A 23,249-nucleotide genomic window follows, 5' to 3' on the forward strand; every position below is an offset into this window, starting at 1 on the left:
GCTTTTCACCTCAATCCAGACTGTTAAAAGTGGGGAACCAGGTTCGCCTTCTGGATATTACTCAGCGCGAACACTTCATCTTTGCCTTCGACTGTAACCGTGATCATTTCACCATCAACGGCTTTGATAATTCCCTGCCATTTACGGCGGTTCTGTACGGCCATACGCAGAACGAGAGCCACTTCTTCACCGGTAAAGCGCACATAGTGCTCGGCCGTGAACATCGGGCGATCGAGGCCGGGTGAGGAAACTTCCAGGTTGTACGCAACGGTAATCGGGTCTTCAACATCAAGAACCGCACTCACCTGGTGGCTAACATCAGCACAATCATCAACATTGATGCCATCTTCACTATCAATATAGATGCGCAGCGTCGATGTACGGCCGCGAACGAATTCGATGCCGACCAGTTCGTAGCCCAGTGCTTCGACCGGTGCAGTAATCATCTCTGTTAATTTTTGCTCTAATGTGGACAAGCCCACCCCCAAGACATAAAAAAAGGGCGTAAAGCCCAGTTATTCTGTAGTCAGATAACAAAAAACCCCGATAAATCGGGGCTTTAGATAACTGAACCCTATAGCCGCAACTGCGGCCTGGAGCACTCTCCGAAAGAATTTTTTCAAATCCAGCTACGAAGGCTCTAAGTCTTCACAGTATATTTGAAAAAGAACTTTATGGGAAAGTGGTTGCGGGGGCCGGATTTGAACCGACGACCTTCGGGTTATGAGCCCGACGAGCTACCAGGCTGCTCCACCCCGCGCCTGAAACGTGGCAAATTCTACGCGTTTTGGAGAGAATTTGCAAATAATGCTGGGATTTGGTACCGAAGACGGGACGTAAAATCGGCGTTTAGTATATTGATAGTGAACCCCACCTGTCAAGCCAGTTTCCGCCAGGTCAAACAAAGGGAAAATTTTACAAAAAACGCACGAGTCTCTTCCGGTCATCGACAAAAGATGATTAAATGAATACTCACTTATTTTGCATAAACATGCATCGAGAGCGAAAGCGGTCTCTTAATCAGTCAATCAAGCAGGGTTTTATTTTATGACGACGATTCTCAAGCATCTTCCGGTAGGACAACGTATTGGCATCGCTTTTTCAGGCGGCCTGGATACCAGCGCTGCACTGCTGTGGATGCGCCAGAAGGGAGCGGTTCCGTATGCATATACTGCGAACCTGGGTCAGCCGGATGAGGACGATTATGATGCAATCCCTCGTCGCGCTAAAGAGTATGGCGCAGAGAACGCGCGCCTGATTGACTGCCGTAAGCAACTGGTCGCTGAAGGTATTGCTGCTATTCAGTGTGGTGCTTTCCATAATACCACCGGCGGCCTGACCTATTTCAATACCACCCCGCTGGGCCGTGCAGTGACCGGTACCATGCTGGTTGCCGCCATGAAAGAAGATGGCGTAAACATCTGGGGTGATGGCAGTACATATAAAGGAAACGATATCGAACGTTTCTATCGTTATGGCCTGCTGACCAACGCCGAGCTGCAGATTTATAAACCGTGGCTCGATACCGACTTTATCGACGAGCTGGGCGGCCGTCATGAAATGTCCGAGTTTATGATCGCCTGTGGCTTCGACTATAAGATGTCCGTTGAGAAAGCCTACTCTACCGATTCCAATATGCTGGGTGCGACGCACGAAGCGAAAGACCTGGAATTCCTGAACTCCAGCGTGAAGATCGTTAACCCGATCATGGGTGTGAAGTTCTGGGACGAAAACGTCAAAATCCAGGCGGAAGAAGTTACCGTGCGTTTCGAGCGCGGCCATCCGGTTGCCCTGAACGGCAAGACCTTCTCTGACGATGTGGAACTGATGCTGGAAGCTAACCGTATCGGTGGCCGTCATGGTCTGGGCATGAGCGATCAAATTGAAAACCGTATTATCGAAGCAAAAAGCCGTGGCATCTATGAAGCCCCTGGGATGGCGCTGCTGCACATCGCTTATGAGCGTCTGCTGACCGGTATTCACAACGAAGACACCATCGAGCAGTATCACTCTCATGGTCGTCAGTTGGGTAAACTGCTGTACCAGGGCCGTTGGTTCGACCCACAGGCCCTGATGCTGCGTGATGCACTGCAACGTTGGGTGGCAAGCGCGATCACCGGTGAAGTGACGCTGGAGCTGCGTCGCGGGAATGACTACTCTATTCTGAACACCATGTCCGACAACCTGACTTATAAAGCAGAACGTCTGACCATGGAGAAAGGTGAATCCGTGTTCTCTCCGGACGATCGTATTGGCCAGCTGACCATGCGTAACCTGGACATCACCGATACCCGTGAGAAGCTGTTCAACTACGTTGAGAATGGCCTGCTCTCCGCAAGCGCCGGTAATGGCCTGCCGCAGGTTGAAAACCTGGAGCACAGCGTTAAGAAGTAAGGCTTACGCAGAAATGCAAAAGGCGCCCAGTGGGCGCCTTTTTTACGATCGCTGCAGAACCGGTCCCGCTGGCACGAACGTACCTGCCGACGAAAACGCTCCTTCTACAGACGAAAAAAAAGACGTCTTTCGACGTCTTTCTTCTGGAATATTGGTACCGAGGATGGGACTCGAACCCACAAGCCCGTTAGGGCACTACCACCTCAAGGTAGCGTGTCTACCAATTCCACCACCTCGGTACTGAATACTTAGTGCGGGATATCGCTGGTCGGCTTAGCCGGTGCAGCTGGCTGAGTCTGCTCAGTTTTCGCTGGCGCGCTCAGATTTTCCCACTCGCTTCCTTTGCTGGTCTTGTTGCTGTTGATATTGCCAAGCGCCAGACTGATGATGAAGAACAGCGTAGCCAGAATCGCCGTTGTGCGGGTCATGAAGTTCGCAGAACCACTTGAACCGAACAGCGTACCGGAAGCGCCTGCTCCGAAGGAGGCTCCCATATCAGCGCCTTTACCTTGCTGCAGCATGATCAGCGCTACGAGAGCGATGGCTACAATAAGGAAAATAACTAAAAGAGCTTCGTACATAATCAACCTGTTCCTTGCGGATTTGCCGCATACCAATGCTTCGACCAATTAGCAGGATTTTTGTTTCCCACTGAAGCGGGTGTGAATACTAACCAAAGCGAATGTGCTTCGCAAGGGCAATTTTGACGCATTGTATCAACTGCGGAAAAAAACAGCAAAATGCCATCAATTGCTCAAAACAAAGGCGGCAAGCGCCGCCTTTTTAATCACTTAACGTGAAAAACTATGCAGCTTTTACGGCATCCGCAATACGGTGTGCAAATTCATTCACCTGCGCCTCGTCTTCGCCTTCCACCATTACGCGGATCAGCGGTTCGGTTCCAGACTTACGCAGCAGAACACGCCCACGGTTGCCCAGGGCGGCTTCAACGTCAGCCATCACCGCTTTCACATTTTCATTTTCCAGCGGGTCGCCTTTACCGGCTGTGAAACGCACATTCACCAGGATCTGCGGGAACATTTTCATGCCGCTGCAGAGATCGTGCAGGCTCATATGGTTGCGCGCCATGGCGGCAACAACCTGCAGCGCAGCGACGATACCGTCTCCGGTGGTGGTTTTATCCAGCAGGATCACGTGGCCTGAGTTTTCAGCCCCAATGCGCCAGCCTTTTTCCTGCAGTTTTTCCAGCACATAGCGGTCGCCCACTTTTGCACGGACAAATGGAATACCCAGCTGTTTCAGCGCCAGCTCCAGACCCATGTTGCTCATCAGCGTGCCTACTGCACCGCCGCGCAGCTGGCCCTGACGCAGACCTTCACGCGCAATGATATAGAGGATCTGGTCGCCGTCGACCTTATTACCTTCGTGATCGACCATGATCACGCGATCGCCGTCGCCATCCAGTGCGATGCCCAGATCGGCTTTTTCCGCCAGAACGCGCGCCTGCAGAGCACGAACGTCAGTCGCCCCCACCTGTTCGTTAATATTCAGGCCATCAGGCTCACAGCCGATGGTAATCACGTTCGCACCCAGTTCGCGGAAAACATTCGGCGCAATGTGATAAGTCGCACCGTTGGCGCAGTCCACCACAATTTTAAGATGGGCCAGGCTCAGTTCGTTCGGGAAAGTACCTTTACAGAATTCGATGTAACGACCCGCGGCATCGACAATGCGGTTCGCTTTACCCAGCTCGGCGGAGTCGACACAGGTGATCTCTTTTTCCATCTCCGCTTCGATCGCCTCCTCCACTTCATCCGGCAGCTTGGTGCCGTCGATGGAGAAGAATTTAATGCCGTTGTCATAAAACGGGTTATGCGAGGCCGAAATCACAATCCCTGCTTCAGCACGGAAAGTACGCGTCAGATATGCCACAGCAGGCGTTGGCATTGGGCCAGTGAAGGAAGCGGAAAGCCCCGCGGCAGCCAGACCGGCCTCCAGCGCTGACTCCAGCATATACCCGGAGATACGGGTATCTTTACCAATGATGATTTTGCGGGAGCCATGACGCGCAAGGACTTTACCCGCTGCCCAGCCCAGTTTCAGTACAAAATCAGGGGTGATTGGCGCATCACCCACGCGCCCACGAATACCATCGGTACCAAAATATTTACGATTACTCATAGCGTTTGTTTTCCTTCGCTGCCAGTGTAGCTTCCACTACACGCATGGCTTCTACTGTTTCTTTAACGTCATGGACACGAATAATGTGCGCACCCTGCATCGCCGCAATTACAGCGCAGGCCAGGCTTCCGCTCAGACGTTCGCTCGGCCCTACATTCAGTAACTGACCAATCATCGACTTTCTCGACATACCAACCAGCAATGGCAGGTCGAAATGATGGAATTCCGATAAGCGCGCAAGCAGCTCATAATTGTGAGAGAGATTTTTACCGAAACCGAACCCCGGGTCGAGCAGCAATTTCTCTTTTGCGATACCCGCACGTTCACAACGTGCAATATGCTCAATAAAGAAGCGATTTACGTCGGCATAAACATCGTCATACTTTGGCGCTTCCTGCATGGTTTTCGGCTGTCCTTGCATGTGCATCAGGCAAACCGGTAGCCCGGTCTCCGCGGCCGCCTCCAGTGCGCCAGGCTCCGTCAGCGAGCGAATATCATTGATGATGTGAGCACCCACTCTCGCGACTTCACGGATCACTTCAGGTTTAGACGTATCGACGGAGATCCACACTTCGAACCGCTGTGCGATAGCTTCAACCACAGGCACCACGCGCGCCAGTTCTTCTTCAACCGAAACGTCTGCCGCCCCAGGGCGCGTCGATTCCCCGCCTACGTCAATGATGGTGGCGCCCGCGTTAATCATCAAATTTGCGTGCTTCACAGCCTCGATAAGCGTGTTATGCGTGCCGCCGTCAGAGAAGGAGTCAGGCGTGACATTCAGGATACCCATCACATGCGGATGTGAGAGATCGAGATGCGAGTCCTGGGCGAATAGTTTCATGGTCAAAATCCCTGGTATCAATATGGTTTTACAGAAAAGAAAAACCCCGGAGCAAGCTCCAGGGTTTGAGGTGCAAACATAGACTTCAACAGCAGTGACTTACTTGTCGCCCAACTGTTCTGACATGGTGTTGCCCGGGTTCGGCGTACGCGGTTCATCGACCGGACGCGGCGCACGCGGTGTGCCATTGTTGTCAGAATTGTTGGAAGCGCCTGGGTCTTCCCAACCCGCTGGCGGACGCACTTCGCGGCGAGCCATCAAGTCGTCAATCTGCGGAGCATCGATGGTTTCATATTTCATGAGCGCATCTTTCATCGAATGCAGAATGTCCAGGTTATCGTTCAGGATCTGACGGGCGCGATTGTAGTTACGCTCGATCAGCAGCTTCACTTCCTGGTCAATGATACGTGCGGTTTCATCGGACATGTGTTTCGCTTTCGCCACGGAGCGGCCCAGGAACACTTCGCCTTCTTCTTCCGCATACAGCAGGGGACCCAGCTTCTCGGAGAAGCCCCATTGGGTCACCATGTTACGCGCCAGGTTGGTCGCGACTTTAATGTCGTTGGACGCACCGGTCGAAACATGTTCCGCGCCGTAAATAATCTCTTCAGCCAGACGACCGCCGTAAAGGGTTGAAATCTGACTTTCCAGCTTCTGACGACTGGCGCTGATGGCATCGCCTTCCGGCAGGAAGAACGTCACACCCAGCGCACGACCGCGCGGAATAATCGTCACTTTATGCACCGGATCGTGTTCCGGCACCAGGCGACCGATAATCGCGTGACCGGCTTCGTGGTAAGCCGTGGACTCTTTTTGCGCTTCCGTCATCACCATGGAGCGACGTTCCGCACCCATCATGATTTTGTCTTTCGCTTTCTCGAACTCCACCATCGACACAACGCGTTTGTTACCGCGAGCAGCAAACAGTGCAGCTTCGTTGACCAGGTTTGCCAGGTCAGCACCGGAGAAGCCCGGCGTACCACGCGCGATGATTGCCGCGTCGACATCAGGTGCCAGCGGTACACGACGCATGTGAACTTTCAGAATCTGTTCACGACCACGTACATCCGGCAGACCAACCACAACCTGACGGTCGAAACGGCCTGGACGCAGCAGCGCAGGGTCAAGAACGTCCGGACGGTTAGTCGCCGCGATAACGATAATACCTTCGTTACCTTCGAAGCCATCCATCTCAACCAGCATCTGGTTCAGCGTCTGTTCACGTTCATCGTGACCACCGCCCAGGCCTGCGCCACGCTGGCGGCCTACGGCGTCGATTTCATCGATGAAGATAATGCACGGTGCTGCCTTCTTGGCCTGCTCGAACATGTCACGCACACGAGATGCACCAACACCCACGAACATTTCAACGAAGTCAGAACCTGAAATAGTAAAGAACGGCACCTTCGCTTCACCCGCGATGGCTTTCGCCAGCAGGGTTTTACCGGTACCCGGAGGCCCTACCATCAGAACGCCTTTCGGGATCTTACCGCCCAGTTTCTGGAAACGGCTCGGCTCGCGCAGGTATTCAACCAGTTCGCCCACTTCTTCTTTTGCTTCGTCGCAACCTGCAACGTCGGCAAATGTGGTCTTGATCTGATCTTCCGTTAGCATACGCGCCTTGCTCTTACCGAACGACATGGCACCTTTGCCACCGCCGCCCTGCATCTGGCGCATAAAGAAGATCCAGACGCCAATAAGAAGCAGCATCGGGAACCAGGAGATGAAGATAGAAGCCAGCAGGCTTGGTTCTTCTGGCGGCTCGCCTACCACCTTGACGTTTTTGGTCAGAAGGTTATCAAGCAGCTTAGGATCGTTCACCGGGATGTAAGTCGTGTAACGGTTACTATCTTTCTTGGTAACGTTGATCTCACGTCCGTTGATACGCGCTTCGCGAACCTGGTCCTGATTGACCTCCTGCAGGAAGGTAGAATAATCCACCTTGCGGCCATTCGACTCGCTGGGCCCAAAGCTCTGGAATACTGACATCAGCACAACGGCAATGACCAGCCAGAGTATTAGGTTTTTCGCCATGTCACTCAAGGGATTAACCTCATATTACAACTGTGTTAAAAACAGCGTCAGGATACTCTATATCCCGTGTCATTCAAACTTTCGTCTGAAAGACGCGGGTTATCATTTTCGCCCGGTCGCTACAATATACACTTCTCGGGAACGGGCCCGGGAAGAGTCCGGCTTACGAACTTTAACCTTCGCAAACAGGGAGCGAATTTCCTTAAGATACTCCTCGAAACCTTCGCCCTGAAACACCTTCACAACAAAACTACCACCAGGCGCTAGTACATCACGACACATTTCTAACGCTAGCTCCACCAAATACATGGCGCGGGGGATATCCACCGCCGGTGTTCCACACATATTTGGTGCCATATCTGACATGACAACCTGGACCTTACTATCACCTACACGCTCAAGTAGCGCTTTCAGCACTAATTCATCACGAAAGTCGCCCTGAAGGAAGTCGACACCGACGATGGGATCCATTGGTAAAAGGTCGCATGCGATGATTCGGCCCGTTCCGCCGATCTGCGTAACCGCATACTGGGACCATCCGCCAGGTGCTGCACCGAGATCGACAACCGTCATTCCCGGCTTAAAAAGTTTGTCACTTTGCTGTATTTCATCAAGTTTAAACCAGGCACGGGAACGCAACCCCTTTTTCTGTGCCTGTTGAACATATTTATCGCTAAAGTGTTCCTGAAGCCAGCGGCTGGAGCTGGCAGAACGCTTTTTACCTGTCATTTAACATTTCCGTCCTGGTTCATCGTTACTTGCCTGTGACGTAAATTTCTACGCAGCTATTTGGCGATATAAGGGAGATGGCGGTAGAATGAACCGTTTTCAATCCCAACGTAAGCAAAAATATACGATGAATCTGAGTACTAAACAAAAACAGCACCTTAAAGGTCTGGCACATCCGCTCAAGCCTGTAGTCATGCTTGGCAACAATGGTTTGACCGAAGGGGTGCTTGCCGAGATTGAACAAGCGCTGGAACACCACGAGCTGATCAAGGTGAAAATCGCCTCTGAAGACCGAGACACTAAAAACCTGATCGTGGAAGCCATCGTGCGTGAAACGGGTGCCTGTAATGTACAGGTCATCGGTAAAACGCTGGTGCTCTATCGCCCATCTAAAGAGCGTAAAATCTCGCTGCCACGCTAAGGATATCCTGAATCGAACACATTTTCTGTGTAAAACGAGGGATTTCTGTCAGCAGGTGAGCAAAATGCCACGCTCCTTGAGTTGATAAAAGGCCGCTATGCGGCCTTTTTCTTTTCTTTACAATGTATCAACATCTTAGTCGAGATGCGAATTACAGGTATTCAACCTTAATAATTTCGTATTCCACTTCGCCACCCGGGGTGCGGATAGTGACAACATCATCCTGCTCTTTGCCAATCAGGCCGCGAGCAATCGGGGAGTTCACCGAAATCAGATTCTGTTTAAAGTCCGCTTCATCATCACCCACGATGCGATAAGTCTGCTCTTCGTCATTGTCCAGGTTCAGCACGGTAACGGTTGAACCAAAAATGACGCGGCCATTGTTAGGCATTTTGGTGATATCGATAACCTGCGCATTGGACAGTTTTGCTTCGATATCTTTAATACGCCCTTCACAGAAGCCCTGCTGCTCACGCGCCGCGTGGTATTCAGCATTCTCTTTCAGGTCGCCATGCTCACGCGCATCCGCGATAGCGGCGATGATTTCAGGGCGACGAACGGATTTCAGAAAATCCAGCTCTTCGCGCAGTTTTTCGGCACCACGTAAGGTCATCGGAATAGCTTGCATTTGTTATACCTCTTAAACATTCCTGTTGGGAGCAGTGTTCCCTGCCCCGGCCCCCATGAGCGGGCCAGAAGCAAAAAGAAAACCGACCCGGGAGCGAAGCCCCAGGTCAGCAACAATTTTCAATTTGATACGCATTTTACCGCGAAGTTCACTATGGGTCATCGTTTACTTTGCAGTGCTATGCACCGTAGTATGACGGTTTGTTTTCGGGTTGTTAGCGCGAGATTATGCGATTTTCCAGATTTATCATCGGATTGACTACCAGTATAGCGTTCAGCGTTCAGGCCGCGAATGTTGATGAGTACATTAATCAGCTCCCCGCAGGTGCCAACCTTGCCTTGATGGTGCAGAAGGTCGGGGCGCAGTCGCCAGAGATTGACTATCACAGTCAACAGATGGCGCTGCCTGCCAGTACCCAGAAGGTGATCACCGCACTCGCCGCCCTGCTTCAGCTTGGGCCTGACTTCCGTTTTACCACCACGCTCGAGACCAAAGGCAACATCGAGGGTGGCGAACTGAAAGGCGATCTTATCGCTCGTTTCGGGGGAGATCCTACGTTTAAACGCCAGGATATCCGCAACATGGTCGCGTCGCTGAAAAAATCTGGCGTACAGAAGATTGATGGCAATGTATTGATCGACACCTCTATTTTTGCCAGCCACGATAAAGCGCCAGGATGGCCGTGGAACGACATGACGCAGTGCTTTAGCGCTCCGCCAGCCGCCGCGATTGTGGATCGTAACTGCTTCTCCATTTCACTTTACAGCGCGCCAAAACCGGATGACTTAGCGTTTATTCGCGTGGCGTCTTACTACCCGGTGACGATGTTCAGCCAGGTTCGTACCCTCGCAAAAGGCTCCCCGGATGCGCAATATTGCGAGCTGGACGTGGTGCCAGGCGATCTCAACCGCTTCACGCTGACCGGGTGCCTGACACAGCGCGCCGACCCGCTGCCGCTGGCCTTTGCGATACAGGATGGCGCAAGCTATGCGGGTGCCATTCTCAAGGATGAACTGAAGCAGGCGGGAATAACCTATTCCGGTACCCTGCTGCGCCAGACGCAGGTTAATCAACCCGGTACGGTCATCGCCAGCAAACAATCTGCGCCGCTGCACGATTTGCTACGGATTATGCTGAAAAAGTCTGACAACATGATTGCTGACACGGTGTTCCGCATGATTGGTCACGCGCGTTTCGGCGTGCCAGGAACCTGGCGTGCGGGTTCCGACGCCGTACGTCAGATCCTGCGCCAACAGGCGGGGATCGATCTTGGCAACACCATTGCCGTCGATGGCTCCGGGTTATCGCGGCATAATTTGATCTCCCCGGCAACGATGATGCAAGTACTTCAGTACATTGCACAACATGACACTGAGCTAAACTTTATTTCGATGCTGCCACTTGCCGGGCATGACGGTTCGCTTCAGTACCGTGCCGGCCTTCATGCGGCCGGGGTGGATGGAAAAGTTTCAGCCAAGACAGGTTCACTGCAGGGGGTTTATAACCTTGCAGGCTTCATCACTACCGCCAGCGGGCAACGCATGGCATTCGTGCAGTATCTTTCCGGCTATGCCGTCGAACCGACCGACCAGCGTAATCGTCGTATTCCACTGGTTCGCTTCGAAAGCAGGCTTTATAAGGACATCTACCAGAATAACTAGCGATGAAACTACTCATAGTTGAAGACGATCTGTTATTGCAGGAAGGGCTGGCTCTGGCGCTGGCCAATGAAGGATATGCCCTCGACTGCGCCGCCACGGCGGCTGAGGCGGATGCCCTGATCCAGAGCGGCGAATACAGTCTGGTGATCCTCGATTTAGGCTTACCGGATAAAGACGGCGCTACGCAGCTAAGCCAGTGGCGCCGCCGGGGTATCGCCAATCCAGTATTGATCCTGACGGCACGTGATGCCATTGAAGATCGTATCAACGGCCTCGATTCTGGCGCTGATGATTACCTGGTGAAACCGTTTGCCCTTGCGGAGCTTCAGGCGCGGGTACGGGCGTTGATTCGTCGTTATCAGGGACACAGCGATAACTTACTGACCGACGGCGATATTACGCTGAATCTGCAAACCCAGCAGGTGCTGTGCCAGTCCCTGCCGGTTGAAGTAACCCCTAAAGAGTTCGCGCTGCTGACGCGCCTGATTATGCGCAGCGGACAAACGGTACACCGCGAAACCCTGCAGCAGGATATTTACTCCTGGCAGGACGATCCGGGCTCAAATACCCTCGAAGTGCATATTCACAATCTGCGTCGCAAACTGGGTAAAGACCGGATTAAAACTGTCCGTGGCGTAGGCTATCGTCTGGAGAGCCAGAAATGAACAGCATGCGTCGGCGATTAATGGTTCTGCTGGCGGTCATTCTGTTATTTTTCCAGCTGATAAGCGTGATCTGGCTCTGGCATGAAAGCCGTGAACAGATTGGTTTTCTGGTCAACGAAACGCTCTCGGCGAAATCGCGCAATAATCATGTCGAGAAAGAGATCCGTGAAGCGATTGCCTCGCTGCTGGTCCCCTCTCTGGTGATGGTCGGTTTTACGCTGTGCTTCTCATTCTGGGCGGTCACCTGGATAACCCGGCCCCTGAATCAACTGCGCGTCAGCCTGGCGAACCGCTCGGCGGATAACTTAACCCCGCTCCCTGTCTATTCCGACATGGAAGAAATTGGTGCCGTCACAACCTCGCTCAACCAGCTCCTCGCCCGTTTGGATCACACCATTCAACAGGAACGTCTCTTCACCGCGGACGCCGCTCACGAGCTGCGAACGCCGCTTGCGGGGATCAGACTGCATCTGGAACTGATGGCACAGTCTGGCTCTCCCCAGGCCACGACGTTAATTACCCGTATCGATCAGCTGATGCACACGGTTGAGCAACTGCTGATGTTGTCCCGTGCCGGACAGGCGATGGCGAGCGGTCACTATGAAACCGTCAACTGGACAGACGATATCATCATGCCGCTCGGTCTTGGACATGAAGCCAAAGAGCATACAGTGATATGGCCGGACAAAAGTCCGCTCACGGTGCAGGGTGATGCGGTACTTCTGCGTTTGATGCTGCGCAATCTGCTTGAGAACGCCGGGCGCTACAGTCCGTCAGGCACAACGATTCGCGTGACTCTGGCCGACGTTGACGAGGGGACACAGGTCAGCGTTATCGATCAGGGGCCGGGGATAGATGAAGCGCACCGCCAGTCGATTACTGAACCGTTCCGTCGTCTTGACCAGCGCTACGGTGGCAGCGGCCTGGGGCTGAGTATTGTGCAACGTATCGTGCAGCTCCACCACGGCAAGCTGACGCTGGAGAATGGTGCTGAGGGCGGCTTAATCGCCAGCTGCTGGTTGCCGTCCAGCCTGCAATAAAAAAGCCCCCTTCCGGGGGCTTTAAACTGCGATTAGTGCTTGTAGATGAACTCGACACCTTCTTCGTCGTCTTCATCCCAGTCGTCGTCCCAGTCTTCTTCCTCTTCCACTTCCAGCTCTTCGAGCTGTTGGCGGTGGTAGTCATCCCACATGAATTCGACTTTTTCTGGCTGTTTCGCTTCTTCAGCCTGAACAACCGGGTTCTCGATGATAAAGGTCATCACATCCCAGCACAGATCTTTCACGCCAACCTGGCTTGCCGCGGAGATCAGGTAGTATTTATCTTCCCAGCCCATCGCTTCAGCAATGGCTTTCGCTTTCGCTTCCGCTTCGGCTTTATCCATCAGATCGATCTTGTTAAAGACCAGCCAGCGCGGCTTGTTCGCCAGTTTTTCGCTGTATTTTTCCAGCTCGCCGATAATGATGCGGGCATTTTCTACCGGATCGGAACCGTCGATTGGATCGATATCGATGAGATGCAGCAGTACGCGGCAGCGCTCAAGGTGTTTCAGGAAGCGGATACCCAGACCGGCACCTTCTGCAGCACCTTCAATCAGACCCGGGATATCAGCAACCACAAAGCTCTTCTCGTTATCCATACGGACAACGCCCAGGCTTGGTACCAGCGTGGTAAACGGATAATCCGCCACTTTTGGCTTGGCTGCAGAGACCGCGCGAATAAACGTCGATTTACCGGCGTTTGGCATACCCAGCATCCCGACATCGGCCAGAAGCATCAGCTCCAGCTGCAGATCGCGCTTGTCGCCCGGCGTACCCATCGTTTTCTGACGCGGGGTACGGTTAACGGACGATTTGAAACGGCTGTTACCCAGACCGTGCCAGCCGCCTTTCGCCACCATCAGACGCTGACCGTGTTTGGTCATATCGCCCATGGTTTCGCCCGTCCCCTGGTCAATCACACGCGTACCGACCGGAACCTTAATGGTCACGTCTTTACCGCGTTTGCCCGTACAGTCACGGCTTTGACCGTTCTGACCACGCTCAGCGCGGAAGGATTTTTCGAAACGGTAGTCGATCAGCGTGTTGAGGTTCTCATCCGCCTCCAGCCACACGTCACCGCCGTCCCCGCCGTCACCGCCGTCAGGACCGCCACGTGGAATATATTTCTCACGGCGGAAGCTCACGCAACCATTGCCGCCATCACCTGCCACGACCAGGATTGTCGCTTCATCAACAAACTTCATTTTACTCTCCGTAACTCATTCGCCTGAGCGGGGGACTACTACGACCGCTTCATTTTTGCGCCAACGCCCCCAAAGACGATGACCAATGGCGGAATACATCGCGCCCGCAACCACGACAAACGCACCGAGATAGCCCAACATGTTGAGCATCGGTCTGACGAAGACATCGGGCCAGGCCATTGATAACAAATCTGAAAATAACAGCGTAAACAGCGGGGTAAGCGTAATGAGTGCGCTCACCTGTGCTGCCTGCCAGCGCGCCATCGCTTCGGCCAGCGCGCCATAACCGACCAGCGTGTTCAGCCCACAAAAAATGAGGCACGCCAGTTGCCAGTCGCTAAGCTGGGTAATCACACCCGGTTTTGCTAACGGCAATAATGCTATTGTACACAAAGTGTACAGCAAAAAGAGGATCTGCTGTGAGGCCAAACGACGCAATAACACCTTTTGCGCGACGCCATAACTCACCCAAACCGTTGCTGCTCCCACTCCGAAGATCACACCCCAGGTGTAATCCGTTAGTCGGGTAAAAATCTCTATCAGACTGGTGTTGAAGAACATCACCAGACCACAGAGCAACATGCTCGCCCCGATAATTTGCGTGCCACGCATCTTCTCCTTGAGGATAAAGACGCTGGCGACCATCATGCCGACCGGTGAAAGCTGACCAATCACCTGCGACGCCGTGGGGCTAAGATACTGCAGGGAAGAACTGAACAGTATGAAGTTACCGAACAGGCCACCCGTCGCGATAGCCAGCAACACCAGCCAGCGCGGTTTACGGAAGATACGCAACGGCGGAAGCTTACCTTTGATCGCGAGGATGGCCCCAAGGCCGATACTTGCCATCAGAAAGCGATAAAACACCACCGTTGGCGGCTCCATCACTTCCAGTACCTGCTTCATTGCAATTGGCAGCGCACCCCAGCACATTGCGGTCGTGAGCGCCAAAAGAATACCAATGCCGGCCTGCTGCTTCATGCCCGTTTTCCCTACAGAAAAAATTACCGGGTTTCCAATGTAAAAAGCCCCGCAACAGGTTGCGGGGCTTTAATCCGTTACCGGACCGAGAAAACCTTACTCAGCAACGATGCTGATGTATTTACGGTTGTTCGGGCCTTTAACTTCAAATTTCACTTTACCGTCTGCTTTAGCAAACAGAGTGTGGTCACGACCGCAACCTACGTTGTTGCCAGCGTGGAATTTGGTGCCACGTTGACGAACAATGATGCTACCCGCCAGAACGGATTCGCCACCGAAACGCTTAACGCCCAGGCGTTTAGCTTCTGAATCGCGACCGTTGCGTGTGGAGCCGCCAGCCTTTTTATGTGCCATTTAAATCTCTCCTCAGGTCTTAGGCGCTGATGCCAGTAATTTTCACATCAGTGAACCACTGACGGTGGCCCTGCTGCTTACGGTAGTGTTTACGACGACGAAACTTAACGATTTTAACTTTCTCGCCACGACCGTGAGCAACAACTTCAGCTTTGATAACGCCGCCATCAACGAAAGGAACGCCGATTTTGACTTCTTCACCGTTTGCGATCATCAGAACTTCTGCGAACTCAACAGATTCGCCAGTTGCGATGTCCAGCTTTTCCAGGCGAACGGTCTGACCTTCGCTTACTCGGTGTTGTTTACCACCACTTTGGAAAACCGCGTACATATAAACTCCGCTTCCGCGCACATCCTCGTATGAATCAGAGTGCGCTATAAATATTCACAATAGGGCGCGAATATTACGCAAAACGCGAGCCTTTGACAAGTGCTACCATCAATACATGAAGAAAAAAAACACAACGCGTAAGGTAACGTTTATCTGAGCCGTTTTTTCAGTACAATCAGCACTACTATTGATAAACCTAACCCTTCGTTACCCCATTGAAGATGGGATAAACAGGATAAAAAGCCCGGCTTTTGCGATGAATTTAGAAAAAATCAACGAGTTAACCGCGCAAGATATGGCGGGTGTGAATGCAGCAATCCTGGAGCAACTCAATTCTGACGTTCAGCTGATCAATCAGTTGGGCTATTACATCGTCAGCGGCGGCGGTAAACGCATTCGCCCGATGATTGCCATCCTGGCTGCCCGAGCCGTCGGCTATCAGGGAAATGCTCACGTCACGATCGCGGCACTGATCGAATTTATTCACACTGCGACGCTTCTTCATGATGATGTTGTGGATGAATCAGACATGCGCCGGGGTAAAGCCACCGCCAACGCCGCCTTTGGCAATGCTGCCAGCGTCCTGGTGGGGGATTTTATCTATACCCGTGCCTTCCAGATGATGACCAGCCTGGGTTCGCTGAAAGTGCTGGAGGTCATGTCTGAAGCCGTTAACGTGATTGCTGAGGGCGAAGTGCTTCAGCTGATGAACGTCAACGACCCTGACATCACCGAAGAAAACTACATGCGCGTGATTTACAGCAAAACTGCGCGCCTGTTTGAAGCGGCTGCACAGTGTTCCGGCATTCTGGCTGGCTGTAGCGAAGCCCAGGAAAAAGGGCTGCAGGACTATGGCCGTTATCTGGGTACCGCATTCCAGCTGATTGATGATTTGCTGGATTACAGTGCAGACGGCGAAACGCTCGGCAAAAACGTGGGTGATGACCTGAACGAAGGCAAACCGACGCTGCCGCTACTCCATGCGATGCGCAACGGGTCAGCCGACCAGGCGAAAATGATCCGTGAAGCGATCGAGCAGGGAAATGGTCGTCATCTTCTGGAACCCGTGCTGGAAACAATGGCCATTTGCGGATCGCTGGACTGGACGCGTCAGCGTGCTGAAGAAGAGGCGGATAAAGCCATCGCCGCACTTCAGGTCATCCCGGACAGCCCATGGCGCGATGCGCTCATTGGTCTTGCCCATATCGCCGTTCAGCGCGACCGTTAATCCTGCTCTCCCCTCCCCGCGGCCCTCGCGGGGAGATTCCAGTACACACCTGTATATTCCTCTTTCACGTAAACGCACCGGTTTACAGACCGCATGAATAAAGCCATGCCTTATTCTGAATATCCCTACCAGTAACGCGAACTTTTTAGAACAAGAAATTGAAATGGGTATAGTAAGGCCAGTCGTTTCAGACGAAATGGCGTAAGTGAATCCGAACTTAAGGACAGCGTTATGGATACGAAATTTATCGACTGGCACACAGCAGATATCATTGCGGCACTGCGCAAAAAAGGCACATCACTGGCTGCGGAATCTCGCCGCCATGGCCTGAGTTCTTCAACCCTGGCAAATGCCCTGACGCGCCCCTGGCCGAAGGGAGAATTGATCATTGCGACGGCGCTGGATACGCATCCGTGGGTGATCTGGCCTTCGCGTTACCACGATCCCATTACCCATGAATTTATCGACAGATCGCGCATGATCCGCCAGAGGAAAGTGAAGAAAGACCCGCAGGAATAGCGGTTTTTTTGACAGGAACAGCAACCCCCCGGTCATTTCTGGCAGGGGGCTGCCGGAACGATTACTCGCCCTTCACACGCTCGATATTCGCACCCAGCGCGCGCAGTTTATCTTCGATACGTTCATAGCCACGATCGATGTGATAAATACGATCAACGACCGTCGTCCCTTCCGCAATACAACCCGCCAGCACCAGGCTTGCAGATGCACGCAGATCGGTTGCCATCACCTGAGCACCAGACAGTTTCTCAACGCCGTGGCAAATCACGGTATTACTCTCGATCTCAGCATGTGCGCCCATACGGATCAGTTCCGGTACATGCATAAAGCGGTTTTCAAAGATGGTCTCGGTAATGAACCCCGTCCCTTCCGCCACCAGGTTTAACAGGGTGAACTGCGCCTGCATATCAGTCGGGAAAGCAGGATGCGGAGCTGTACGCACGTTTACCGCTTTTGGACGGTTACCGTGCATGTCCAGGCTGATCCAGTCTTCACCGATTTCGATATCAGCGCCTGCGTCACGCAGTTTCGCCAGCACCGCATCCAGGGTATCTGGCTGCGCGTTGCGGCAGGTAATTTTCCCGCCTGAAATCGCGGCAGCAACCAGGAACGTGCCGGTTTCGATACGGTCTGGCAGGACGCGATACACACCGCCGCCCAGACGCTCAACGCCTTCGATGGTGATACGGTCGGTGCCCTGGCCAGTAATCTTCGCACCCAGCGCTACGAGGAAGTTCGCGGTATCCACAATCTCCGGTTCACGCGCGGCGTTTTCGATGATGGTAGTACCTTCTGCCAGCGTTGCCGCAGACATGATGGTGACGGTGGCACCAACGCTCACTTTGTCCATGACAATGTGCGCGCCTTTCAGGCGGCCATTCACAGACGCTTTAACATAACCTTCTTCGAGTTTGATCTCGGCGCCCAGTTTCTCCAGGCCAAAGATGTGCAGGTCAACCGGACGTGCGCCGATTGCGCAGCCACCCGGCAGGGAAACCTGACCCTGACCAAAACGTGCCACCAGCGGGCCAAGCGCCCAGATGGATGCACGCATGGTTTTCACCAGATCGTAAGGTGCAGAGAAGTTGTTTACGTTGCTGGCGTCGATCCAGACGGAACCGTTACGCTCAACTTTGGTGCCCAGCTGGCTGAGCAACTTCATGGTGGTGTCGATATCTTTCAGCTTCGGTACGTTCTGAATTTCTACCGGCTCTTCCGCGAGCAGCGCAGCAAAGAGGATGGGCAGCGCGGCATTTTTTGCGCCAGAAATTGTGACTTCGCCCTGGAGACGCGTTGGCCCCTGTACACGAAATTTATCCATTGTGTGCTCTCTTATAAATTCAACCGTGCTGCGGGCGTGTCGCCCACAACTCAAAAACCGTTTAGTTTGCGATCGCGTGCCCACTCTTGAGGGGTGAACGCTTTAATCGACAGGGCGTGGATGCGGTTATCCGCAATGTATTCCATCAGCGGCGCGTATACAGCCTGCTGTTTCTTCACACGGCTCATACCGTCGAACATCTCACCCACAGCAATAACCTGGAAGTGACTGCCATCGCCAGTGACGTGGGCTTCCTGAAGGGAGAGTGCATTCATCAGCACTGTCTGGATTTCATGATTTTCCATGGGTTCTTAATCATCTGATAGTGAAAACAAGCCCAACATCTTAGAGCAAAGTGGCGTCGTCTTAAACAAGCAAAAAGCCCCGACGTTGAATCTGTCAGGGCTTTCAGAAGTAACGCACTGAAAATATTAACGAGGCAGTACGTCCTGAGGGAGATTATAGAGCTGGGCCAGGGTGACCACATTATCGCTCGCCGCGTGCAGCGTAACGCTTGTCCCCTGCTTTTTCCCCACGGCAACAAGATGGGCCAGCAGCGCGACGCCTGCCGTGTCCACCCGTGAAATGCCGCTCAGATCGATAACCGTCACGCCCTGCATCGCTTCAAAACGTTTGTCCCAGAGCGGGTTCAGCAGATCCTGGTCGAGTTCACCCGTCAGCTTCAACGTCTCACCCTCACGCGACCAGCTCAGTTGATCCGACATTACTTCTTCTCGTCCAGAGAGATTTTCTGACGCGAGATAGACTGCAGCTGTGCGGTCAGGCCATCAATGCCTTTGGTGCGCAGCAGGTCACTCCACTCGTTCTGTTTAGTGGTGATCATGCTCACCCCTTCGGCAATCATGTCATAGGCCTGCCAGTGACCGGTCTGGCTGTTTTTACGCCACTGGAAGTCCAGGCGTACTGGCGGACGGCCATTAGGATCGATAATCGTGACGCGGATAGGAATGATAGTCGCGTCGCCCAGCGGCTGCTCTGGCGCAATCTGATAGGTCTGACCGTGATACATCGCCAGTGCCTGACCGTAAGCCTGTTTCAGGTATTCACGGAACGCGGCGAAATAGGCATCGCGCTGCGCCGGGGTCGCGTCTTTGTAATAACGGCCCAGAACCAGCGCACCCGCATATTTGATCTGCACGTACGGCAGCAGCTCTTGATCAACCACGTCGCGCAGATAATCAGGATTGGAACGAATTTTCGGCTGTTCGTTTTTAAGCCGGTCGAAGGTCTTCTTCGCAGCCTCATCCATCAGTTTGTACGGGTTACTCTGATCCGCAGCATGCGCCGCGGTGAGAGGGGCAATGACCAGCATGGCAACCATTAACAGTCGTTTAAACATGAATGACTTCTCCTGAAATTAATTCGTCGTGCCTGGTGTCGGTGCGACACTGGCAGGATCTTCGCTCTGCGCAGGGGCAGCGTCGGACTTCTTATCATCTCCTTTACTGTTATAAAGGAACTGACCAATCATATCCTCCAGTACCATCGCGGACTTCGTATCCTGGATTACGCTACCGTCTTTAAGGATAGTCGTTCCCAGCTCCGGGTCTTCAAAACCGACGTTAAGCGCCAGATATTGCTCACCCAGGAGGCCGGACGTGCGGATAGAAAGCGAGCTGGTGTCCGGGATATGGTTGTAACGCTCTTCAATATCCATCGACACGCGCGGCAGATAGGTTTTCTCATCAAGCGTAATGTCAGAGACACGCCCGATGACCACCCCGCCTATACGTACCGGCGAGCGCGCCTTCAGCCCGCCGATGTTATCAAACGTCGCATAAATGCGATAAGTCGGCTCGGTGCGCACAGACGTGATATCCGCCGCTCTCAGGCAGATAAACAGCGCGGCCAGCAACGCCAGTAACAGGAACACGCCGACCCAAATTTCATTTTTTCTCGTTTGCATGAACTCAATTCCCAAACATCAGTGCGGTGAGCACAAAATCCAGACCCAGTACGGCCAGCGACGAATGTACGACAGTACGTGTAGTTGCACGGCTGATGCCCGCCGAGGTCGGGATCGCATCATAGCCATTGAACAAGGCGATCCAGGTGACCGTAATGGCAAATACCACGCTTTTAATCAGACAGTTCACCAGATCCATTCGCAGATCGATGGCGTCCTGCATGGCCGACCAGAAGAAGCCCGCATCGATGCCCTTCCAGTGAACGCCAACCAGCGAGCCGCCCCAGATACCCACGGCGACAAAGAGGATCGTCAGGAGCGGTAAGGAAATCACCCCCGCCCAGAAGCGTGGCGAGATCACGCGACGCAGCGGGTCGACCGCCATCATCTCCATGCTGGAAAGCTGCTCGGTCGCACGCATCAGGCCAATTTCAGCGGTCAATGCTGACCCTGCACGCCCGGCGAACAACAGCGCCGCCACCACCGGCCCCAGTTCACGCAGCAGCGACAGCGCCACCAGCATGCCGAGGCTGGTTTCGGCGCTGTAGGTCGTCAGAACGAGGTAGCCCTGCAGCCCCAGCACCATGCCGATAAACAGACCGGAGACAATGATGATGAGCATCGACAGCACGCCGACATTATAGAGCTGCCGCACCAGTAGCGGTGCATGCTTACGAAATTCCGGCTTGCCGACCAGCGCGTTGAACAACATCAATCCGGCACGCCCGAACGTCCTGATGGTTTTTATGCCACGGTGTCCAAGAGCGGCCAATGCATTTAACAGCATCAGTGGCTTAACTCCCTATTCCCAGTAAATCGTCACGATAGTCGCCCGCCGGATAGCGGAACGGCACAGGCCCATCCGCAATGCCGTCGAGGAACTGCCGTACACGCGGATCGCAGTTTTCCTGCAACGCCTGAGCGCTGCCATGCGCGACGATCCTTTTGTCTGCCACAATGTAGGCATAGTCGGCGATGCTCAGCACTTCCGGTACATCGTGAGAAACCACTATACAGGTTACGCCGAGCGCGCTGTTCAGTTCAGAGATGAGCTTCACCAGCACGCCCATCGTGATAGGGTCCTGCCCGACGAACGGTTCGTCGAACATGATTAAATCGGGTTCTAAGGCGATGGCGCGTGCCAGCGCGGCGCGGCGTGCCATACCGCCGGACAGCTCTGAGGGCATCAGTTTTGCAGCCCCTCGCAGCCCCACGGCCTCAAGCTTCATCATCACCGTACTTTTCAGCAGCTCTGGCGGCAGACTGGTGTGTTCGCGCAGCGGATAGGCCACGTTATCAAAGACGTTCATGTCCGTGAACAACGCTCCCGACTGGAAAAGCATACTCATGCGTTTACGAACAGTATACAGGCGCGATCGTGACATCTCCGGGATGTTTTCGCCGTCAAAGAGGATTTCACCGCTATCAGGTGGGATCTGGCCACCAATAAGGCGCAGCAGGGTCGTTTTACCGATCCCGGACGGCCCCATGATGGCAGTGATCTTGCCACGCGGTACGGTCAACGAAATATCATCGAATATCAATCTGTTGGCGCGAGAAAAACTCACACCCCGGACATCAACTAAATTCGCCATAGTGTGGCTCATTTATGGTTCCTTTCTTACCCTGCTCACGTTAAGCATGCAGACTGAATCAGCCCTAAACTCAGCATTTTTACAGAATATTAGCCGTTGAGGTTAGCGAAAGCTGGCATTTGTTTTACTTTTCCGGCGCATAAAGTCAAAATTAGGAATTCGTTACGCCTCAGACTGTATGCAGTCCTGCCATTCCATTCCTGCGCGATGGACCGACGAGTATACCTGAAGAAAGGACTTTTGATGCTTTTAGCAACAGCACTGTTAATAATTGGTTTACTTTTGGTGGTCTACAGTGCTGACCGTTTGGTATTTGCTGCATCTATCCTGTGCCGCCTGACTGGCGTACCGCCTGTCGTCATCGGGATGACCGTGGTCAGTGTCGGCACCTCGCTTCCTGAAATCATCGTCTCTGTCACGGCATCACTGCACGGTCAGTTAGACCTTGCCGTCGGCACCGCGATTGGTTCCAACATCGTCAATATCTTACTGATCCTTGGCCTGGCGGCCCTGCTCCATCCATTTCGCGTGCATTCTGATGTTCTGCGCCGTGAATTGCCGCTAATGTTAATCGTAAGCCTGCTGGCAGGGTGCGTATTTTATGATGGCGTACTGAGCTACGGTGACGGCATTTTCTTGCTGGCGCTGGCCGTTATCTGGCTGCTGTATAGTGTTAAAATCGCCCGTCTGGCAGAAAAACAGGGCCAGGACAGCCTGACGCGAGAGCAGGTCGCCGAGCTCCCGCGTGAAGGCACGCTGCCTGTGGCGCTGCTGTGGCTCGGCGTCGCGCTGATCATCATGCCGATGGCCACGCGCATGGTCGTCGATAACGCCACGGTGCTGGCGAACTATTTCGCCATGAGTGAGCTCACCATTGGCCTGACGGTCATTGCCATTGGCACCAGTCTGCCAGAACTGGCCACCGCTATCGCAGGGGCACGTAAAGGTGAAGATGACATTGCCATAGGCAATATTATCGGTTCAAACATTTTTAATATCGCCATCGTGATGGGCCTGCCGGCCCTGATAACGCCCGGGCCTTTTAACCCCCTGGCATTCTCACGCGATTACGGGGTGATGTTGCTGGTCAGCGTCATTTTTGCCCTGCTCTGCTGGCGGCGGCAACGACAGATCGGCAAAGGCGCAGGGGCGCTGCTGACGGGTGGATTTATCGTATGGATGGCGATGCTGTACTGGCTTTCGCCTCTTCTCTCTGGGTAAACGGAAACGCAT

26 protein-coding genes and 2 tRNA genes are annotated in these 23,249 nt (G+C 53.5%); 8 read left to right on the forward strand and 20 right to left on the reverse strand.

The annotated features are described in order from the left end of the window. Positions 1–23 precede the first annotated feature (23 nt). Positions 24–476 (reverse strand): ribosome maturation factor RimP, encoded by a 453-nt coding sequence (rimP, locus tag ACMVME_RS16450; protein ID WP_014833432.1) that lies wholly within the window; start codon positions 474–476, stop codon positions 24–26. A 207-nt stretch (positions 477–683) separates the two neighbouring features. After that, positions 684–760 (reverse strand) — tRNA-Met (locus tag ACMVME_RS16455). A 287-nt stretch (positions 761–1,047) separates the two neighbouring features. Between ACMVME_RS16455 and argG the strand changes: the two genes are divergently transcribed. Continuing rightward, a complete protein-coding gene (gene argG / locus ACMVME_RS16460; RefSeq protein ID WP_047743771.1) occupies positions 1,048–2,394 on the forward strand; it encodes an argininosuccinate synthase in 1,347 nt (448 codons plus the stop codon). Positions 2,395–2,546: 152 nt separating this feature from the next. On the opposite strand, the gene ACMVME_RS16465 is transcribed toward argG, so the two are convergent. The 6 genes from ACMVME_RS16465 to rlmE all read right to left on the reverse strand — a co-directional run bounded on the left by ACMVME_RS16465 (position 2,547) and on the right by rlmE (position 8,140). Beyond that, a tRNA-Leu gene (locus ACMVME_RS16465) sits at positions 2,547–2,633 on the reverse strand. A 9-nt stretch (positions 2,634–2,642) separates the two neighbouring features. Beyond that, positions 2,643–2,975: a preprotein translocase subunit SecG gene (gene secG, locus ACMVME_RS16470; RefSeq protein ID WP_020883537.1), complete on the reverse strand. Its 333-nt coding sequence runs from the start codon at positions 2,973–2,975 to the stop codon at positions 2,643–2,645. 223 nt (positions 2,976–3,198) lie between these two features. Continuing rightward, a complete protein-coding gene (gene glmM, locus ACMVME_RS16475; RefSeq protein ID WP_014171789.1) occupies positions 3,199–4,536 on the reverse strand; it encodes a phosphoglucosamine mutase in 1,338 nt (445 codons plus the stop codon). Further along, positions 4,529–5,377 (reverse strand): dihydropteroate synthase, encoded by an 849-nt coding sequence (gene folP, locus ACMVME_RS16480; protein WP_020883535.1) that lies wholly within the window; start codon positions 5,375–5,377, stop codon positions 4,529–4,531. Before folP ends, glmM begins: the two co-directional genes overlap by 8 nt. Before the next feature lie 99 nt (positions 5,378–5,476). Further along, entirely contained in the window at positions 5,477–7,411 is a 1,935-nt protein-coding gene (ftsH, locus tag ACMVME_RS16485) for an ATP-dependent zinc metalloprotease FtsH (protein WP_025202925.1), read from the reverse strand. A 102-nt stretch (positions 7,412–7,513) separates the two neighbouring features. Next, positions 7,514–8,140, reverse strand: coding sequence for a 23S rRNA (uridine(2552)-2'-O)-methyltransferase RlmE (gene rlmE, locus ACMVME_RS16490; RefSeq protein ID WP_014171792.1), 627 nt, complete (start codon positions 8,138–8,140; stop codon positions 7,514–7,516). A gap of 127 nt (positions 8,141–8,267) precedes the next feature. Between rlmE and yhbY the strand changes: the two genes are divergently transcribed. Further along, a complete protein-coding gene (gene yhbY, locus ACMVME_RS16495) occupies positions 8,268–8,561 on the forward strand; it encodes a ribosome assembly RNA-binding protein YhbY (RefSeq protein ID WP_003861814.1) in 294 nt (97 codons plus the stop codon). 151 nt (positions 8,562–8,712) lie between these two features. On the opposite strand, the gene greA is transcribed toward yhbY, so the two are convergent. Further along, positions 8,713–9,189, reverse strand: a complete 477-nt coding sequence (greA, locus tag ACMVME_RS16500; RefSeq protein ID WP_014171793.1) for a transcription elongation factor GreA — start codon at positions 9,187–9,189, stop codon at positions 8,713–8,715. Between the two features lie 227 nt (positions 9,190–9,416). Between greA and dacB the strand changes: the two genes are divergently transcribed. Genes dacB through pmrB form a run of 3 tightly spaced genes read left to right on the forward strand, consistent with a single transcriptional unit; the run spans position 9,417 to position 12,555 of the window. Then, positions 9,417–10,850, forward strand: a complete 1,434-nt coding sequence (gene dacB / locus ACMVME_RS16505; RefSeq protein WP_025202924.1) for a serine-type D-Ala-D-Ala carboxypeptidase — start codon at positions 9,417–9,419, stop codon at positions 10,848–10,850. 2 nt (positions 10,851–10,852) lie between these two features. Further along, positions 10,853–11,515: a two-component system response regulator PmrA gene (pmrA, locus tag ACMVME_RS16510; protein ID WP_014171795.1), complete on the forward strand. Its 663-nt coding sequence runs from the start codon at positions 10,853–10,855 to the stop codon at positions 11,513–11,515. Further along, the gene (gene pmrB, locus ACMVME_RS16515; protein WP_251858909.1) at positions 11,512–12,555 is read left to right on the forward strand and encodes a two-component system sensor histidine kinase PmrB; all 1,044 of its coding nucleotides are present in this window, start codon (positions 11,512–11,514) and stop codon (positions 12,553–12,555) included. Before pmrA ends, pmrB begins: the two co-directional genes overlap by 4 nt. Before the next feature lie 32 nt (positions 12,556–12,587). On the opposite strand, the gene cgtA is transcribed toward pmrB, so the two are convergent. The 4 genes from cgtA to rplU all read right to left on the reverse strand — a co-directional run bounded on the left by cgtA (position 12,588) and on the right by rplU (position 15,426). Next, positions 12,588–13,760, reverse strand: coding sequence for an Obg family GTPase CgtA (cgtA, locus tag ACMVME_RS16520; protein ID WP_014171797.1), 1,173 nt, complete (start codon positions 13,758–13,760; stop codon positions 12,588–12,590). Positions 13,761–13,775: 15 nt separating this feature from the next. Then, positions 13,776–14,741, reverse strand: coding sequence for a DMT family transporter (locus tag ACMVME_RS16525; RefSeq protein WP_014171799.1), 966 nt, complete (start codon positions 14,739–14,741; stop codon positions 13,776–13,778). Between the two features lie 96 nt (positions 14,742–14,837). Beyond that, entirely contained in the window at positions 14,838–15,095 is a 258-nt protein-coding gene (rpmA, locus tag ACMVME_RS16530; RefSeq protein WP_004385076.1) for a 50S ribosomal protein L27, read from the reverse strand. A gap of 19 nt (positions 15,096–15,114) precedes the next feature. Continuing rightward, entirely contained in the window at positions 15,115–15,426 is a 312-nt protein-coding gene (gene rplU, locus ACMVME_RS16535; RefSeq protein WP_003025032.1) for a 50S ribosomal protein L21, read from the reverse strand. Positions 15,427–15,682: 256 nt separating this feature from the next. Here rplU and ispB point away from each other — a divergent pair, with 256 nt between their 5' ends. Together ispB and sfsB are read left to right on the forward strand one after the other, a co-directional pair. Beyond that, positions 15,683–16,654: an octaprenyl diphosphate synthase gene (gene ispB / locus ACMVME_RS16540; protein WP_020883532.1), complete on the forward strand. Its 972-nt coding sequence runs from the start codon at positions 15,683–15,685 to the stop codon at positions 16,652–16,654. Between the two features lie 231 nt (positions 16,655–16,885). Then, on the forward strand, positions 16,886–17,173 hold the full coding sequence (gene sfsB, locus ACMVME_RS16545; RefSeq protein ID WP_014171802.1) for a DNA-binding transcriptional regulator SfsB: 288 nt from the start codon (positions 16,886–16,888) through the stop codon (positions 17,171–17,173). A 61-nt stretch (positions 17,174–17,234) separates the two neighbouring features. Here sfsB and murA read toward each other — a convergent pair whose 3' ends face one another. The 7 genes from murA to mlaF all read right to left on the reverse strand — a co-directional run bounded on the left by murA (position 17,235) and on the right by mlaF (position 22,028). After that, positions 17,235–18,494, reverse strand: a complete 1,260-nt coding sequence (gene murA / locus ACMVME_RS16550) for a UDP-N-acetylglucosamine 1-carboxyvinyltransferase (protein WP_020883531.1) — start codon at positions 18,492–18,494, stop codon at positions 17,235–17,237. Positions 18,495–18,544: 50 nt separating this feature from the next. Next, entirely contained in the window at positions 18,545–18,799 is a 255-nt protein-coding gene (gene ibaG, locus ACMVME_RS16555) for a BolA family iron metabolism protein IbaG (RefSeq protein ID WP_008501458.1), read from the reverse strand. 126 nt (positions 18,800–18,925) lie between these two features. Continuing rightward, entirely contained in the window at positions 18,926–19,219 is a 294-nt protein-coding gene (gene mlaB, locus ACMVME_RS16560) for a lipid asymmetry maintenance protein MlaB (RefSeq protein WP_014171806.1), read from the reverse strand. Then, a complete protein-coding gene (mlaC, locus tag ACMVME_RS16565) occupies positions 19,219–19,854 on the reverse strand; it encodes a phospholipid-binding protein MlaC (RefSeq protein ID WP_014171807.1) in 636 nt (211 codons plus the stop codon). Before mlaC ends, mlaB begins: the two co-directional genes overlap by 1 nt. An 18-nt stretch (positions 19,855–19,872) precedes the next feature. Next, entirely contained in the window at positions 19,873–20,421 is a 549-nt protein-coding gene (mlaD, locus tag ACMVME_RS16570) for an outer membrane lipid asymmetry maintenance protein MlaD (protein ID WP_025202923.1), read from the reverse strand. Between the two features lie 4 nt (positions 20,422–20,425). Beyond that, complete coding sequence (gene mlaE, locus ACMVME_RS16575) at positions 20,426–21,208, reverse strand: lipid asymmetry maintenance ABC transporter permease subunit MlaE (protein ID WP_010436044.1); 783 nt, start codon at positions 21,206–21,208, stop codon at positions 20,426–20,428. Between the two features lie 7 nt (positions 21,209–21,215). Then, positions 21,216–22,028, reverse strand: a complete 813-nt coding sequence (gene mlaF / locus ACMVME_RS16580) for a phospholipid ABC transporter ATP-binding protein MlaF (protein ID WP_068795052.1) — start codon at positions 22,026–22,028, stop codon at positions 21,216–21,218. Positions 22,029–22,259: 231 nt separating this feature from the next. On the opposite strand from mlaF, the gene ACMVME_RS16585 reads away from it, so the two are divergent. After that, entirely contained in the window at positions 22,260–23,237 is a 978-nt protein-coding gene (locus ACMVME_RS16585) for a calcium/sodium antiporter (protein WP_020883528.1), read from the forward strand. Positions 23,238–23,249 lie beyond the last annotated feature (12 nt).

The organism is Enterobacter cloacae complex sp. 2024EL-00711 (assembly GCF_047529885.1).
Taxonomy (GTDB): domain Bacteria; phylum Pseudomonadota; class Gammaproteobacteria; order Enterobacterales; family Enterobacteriaceae; genus Enterobacter; species Enterobacter ludwigii.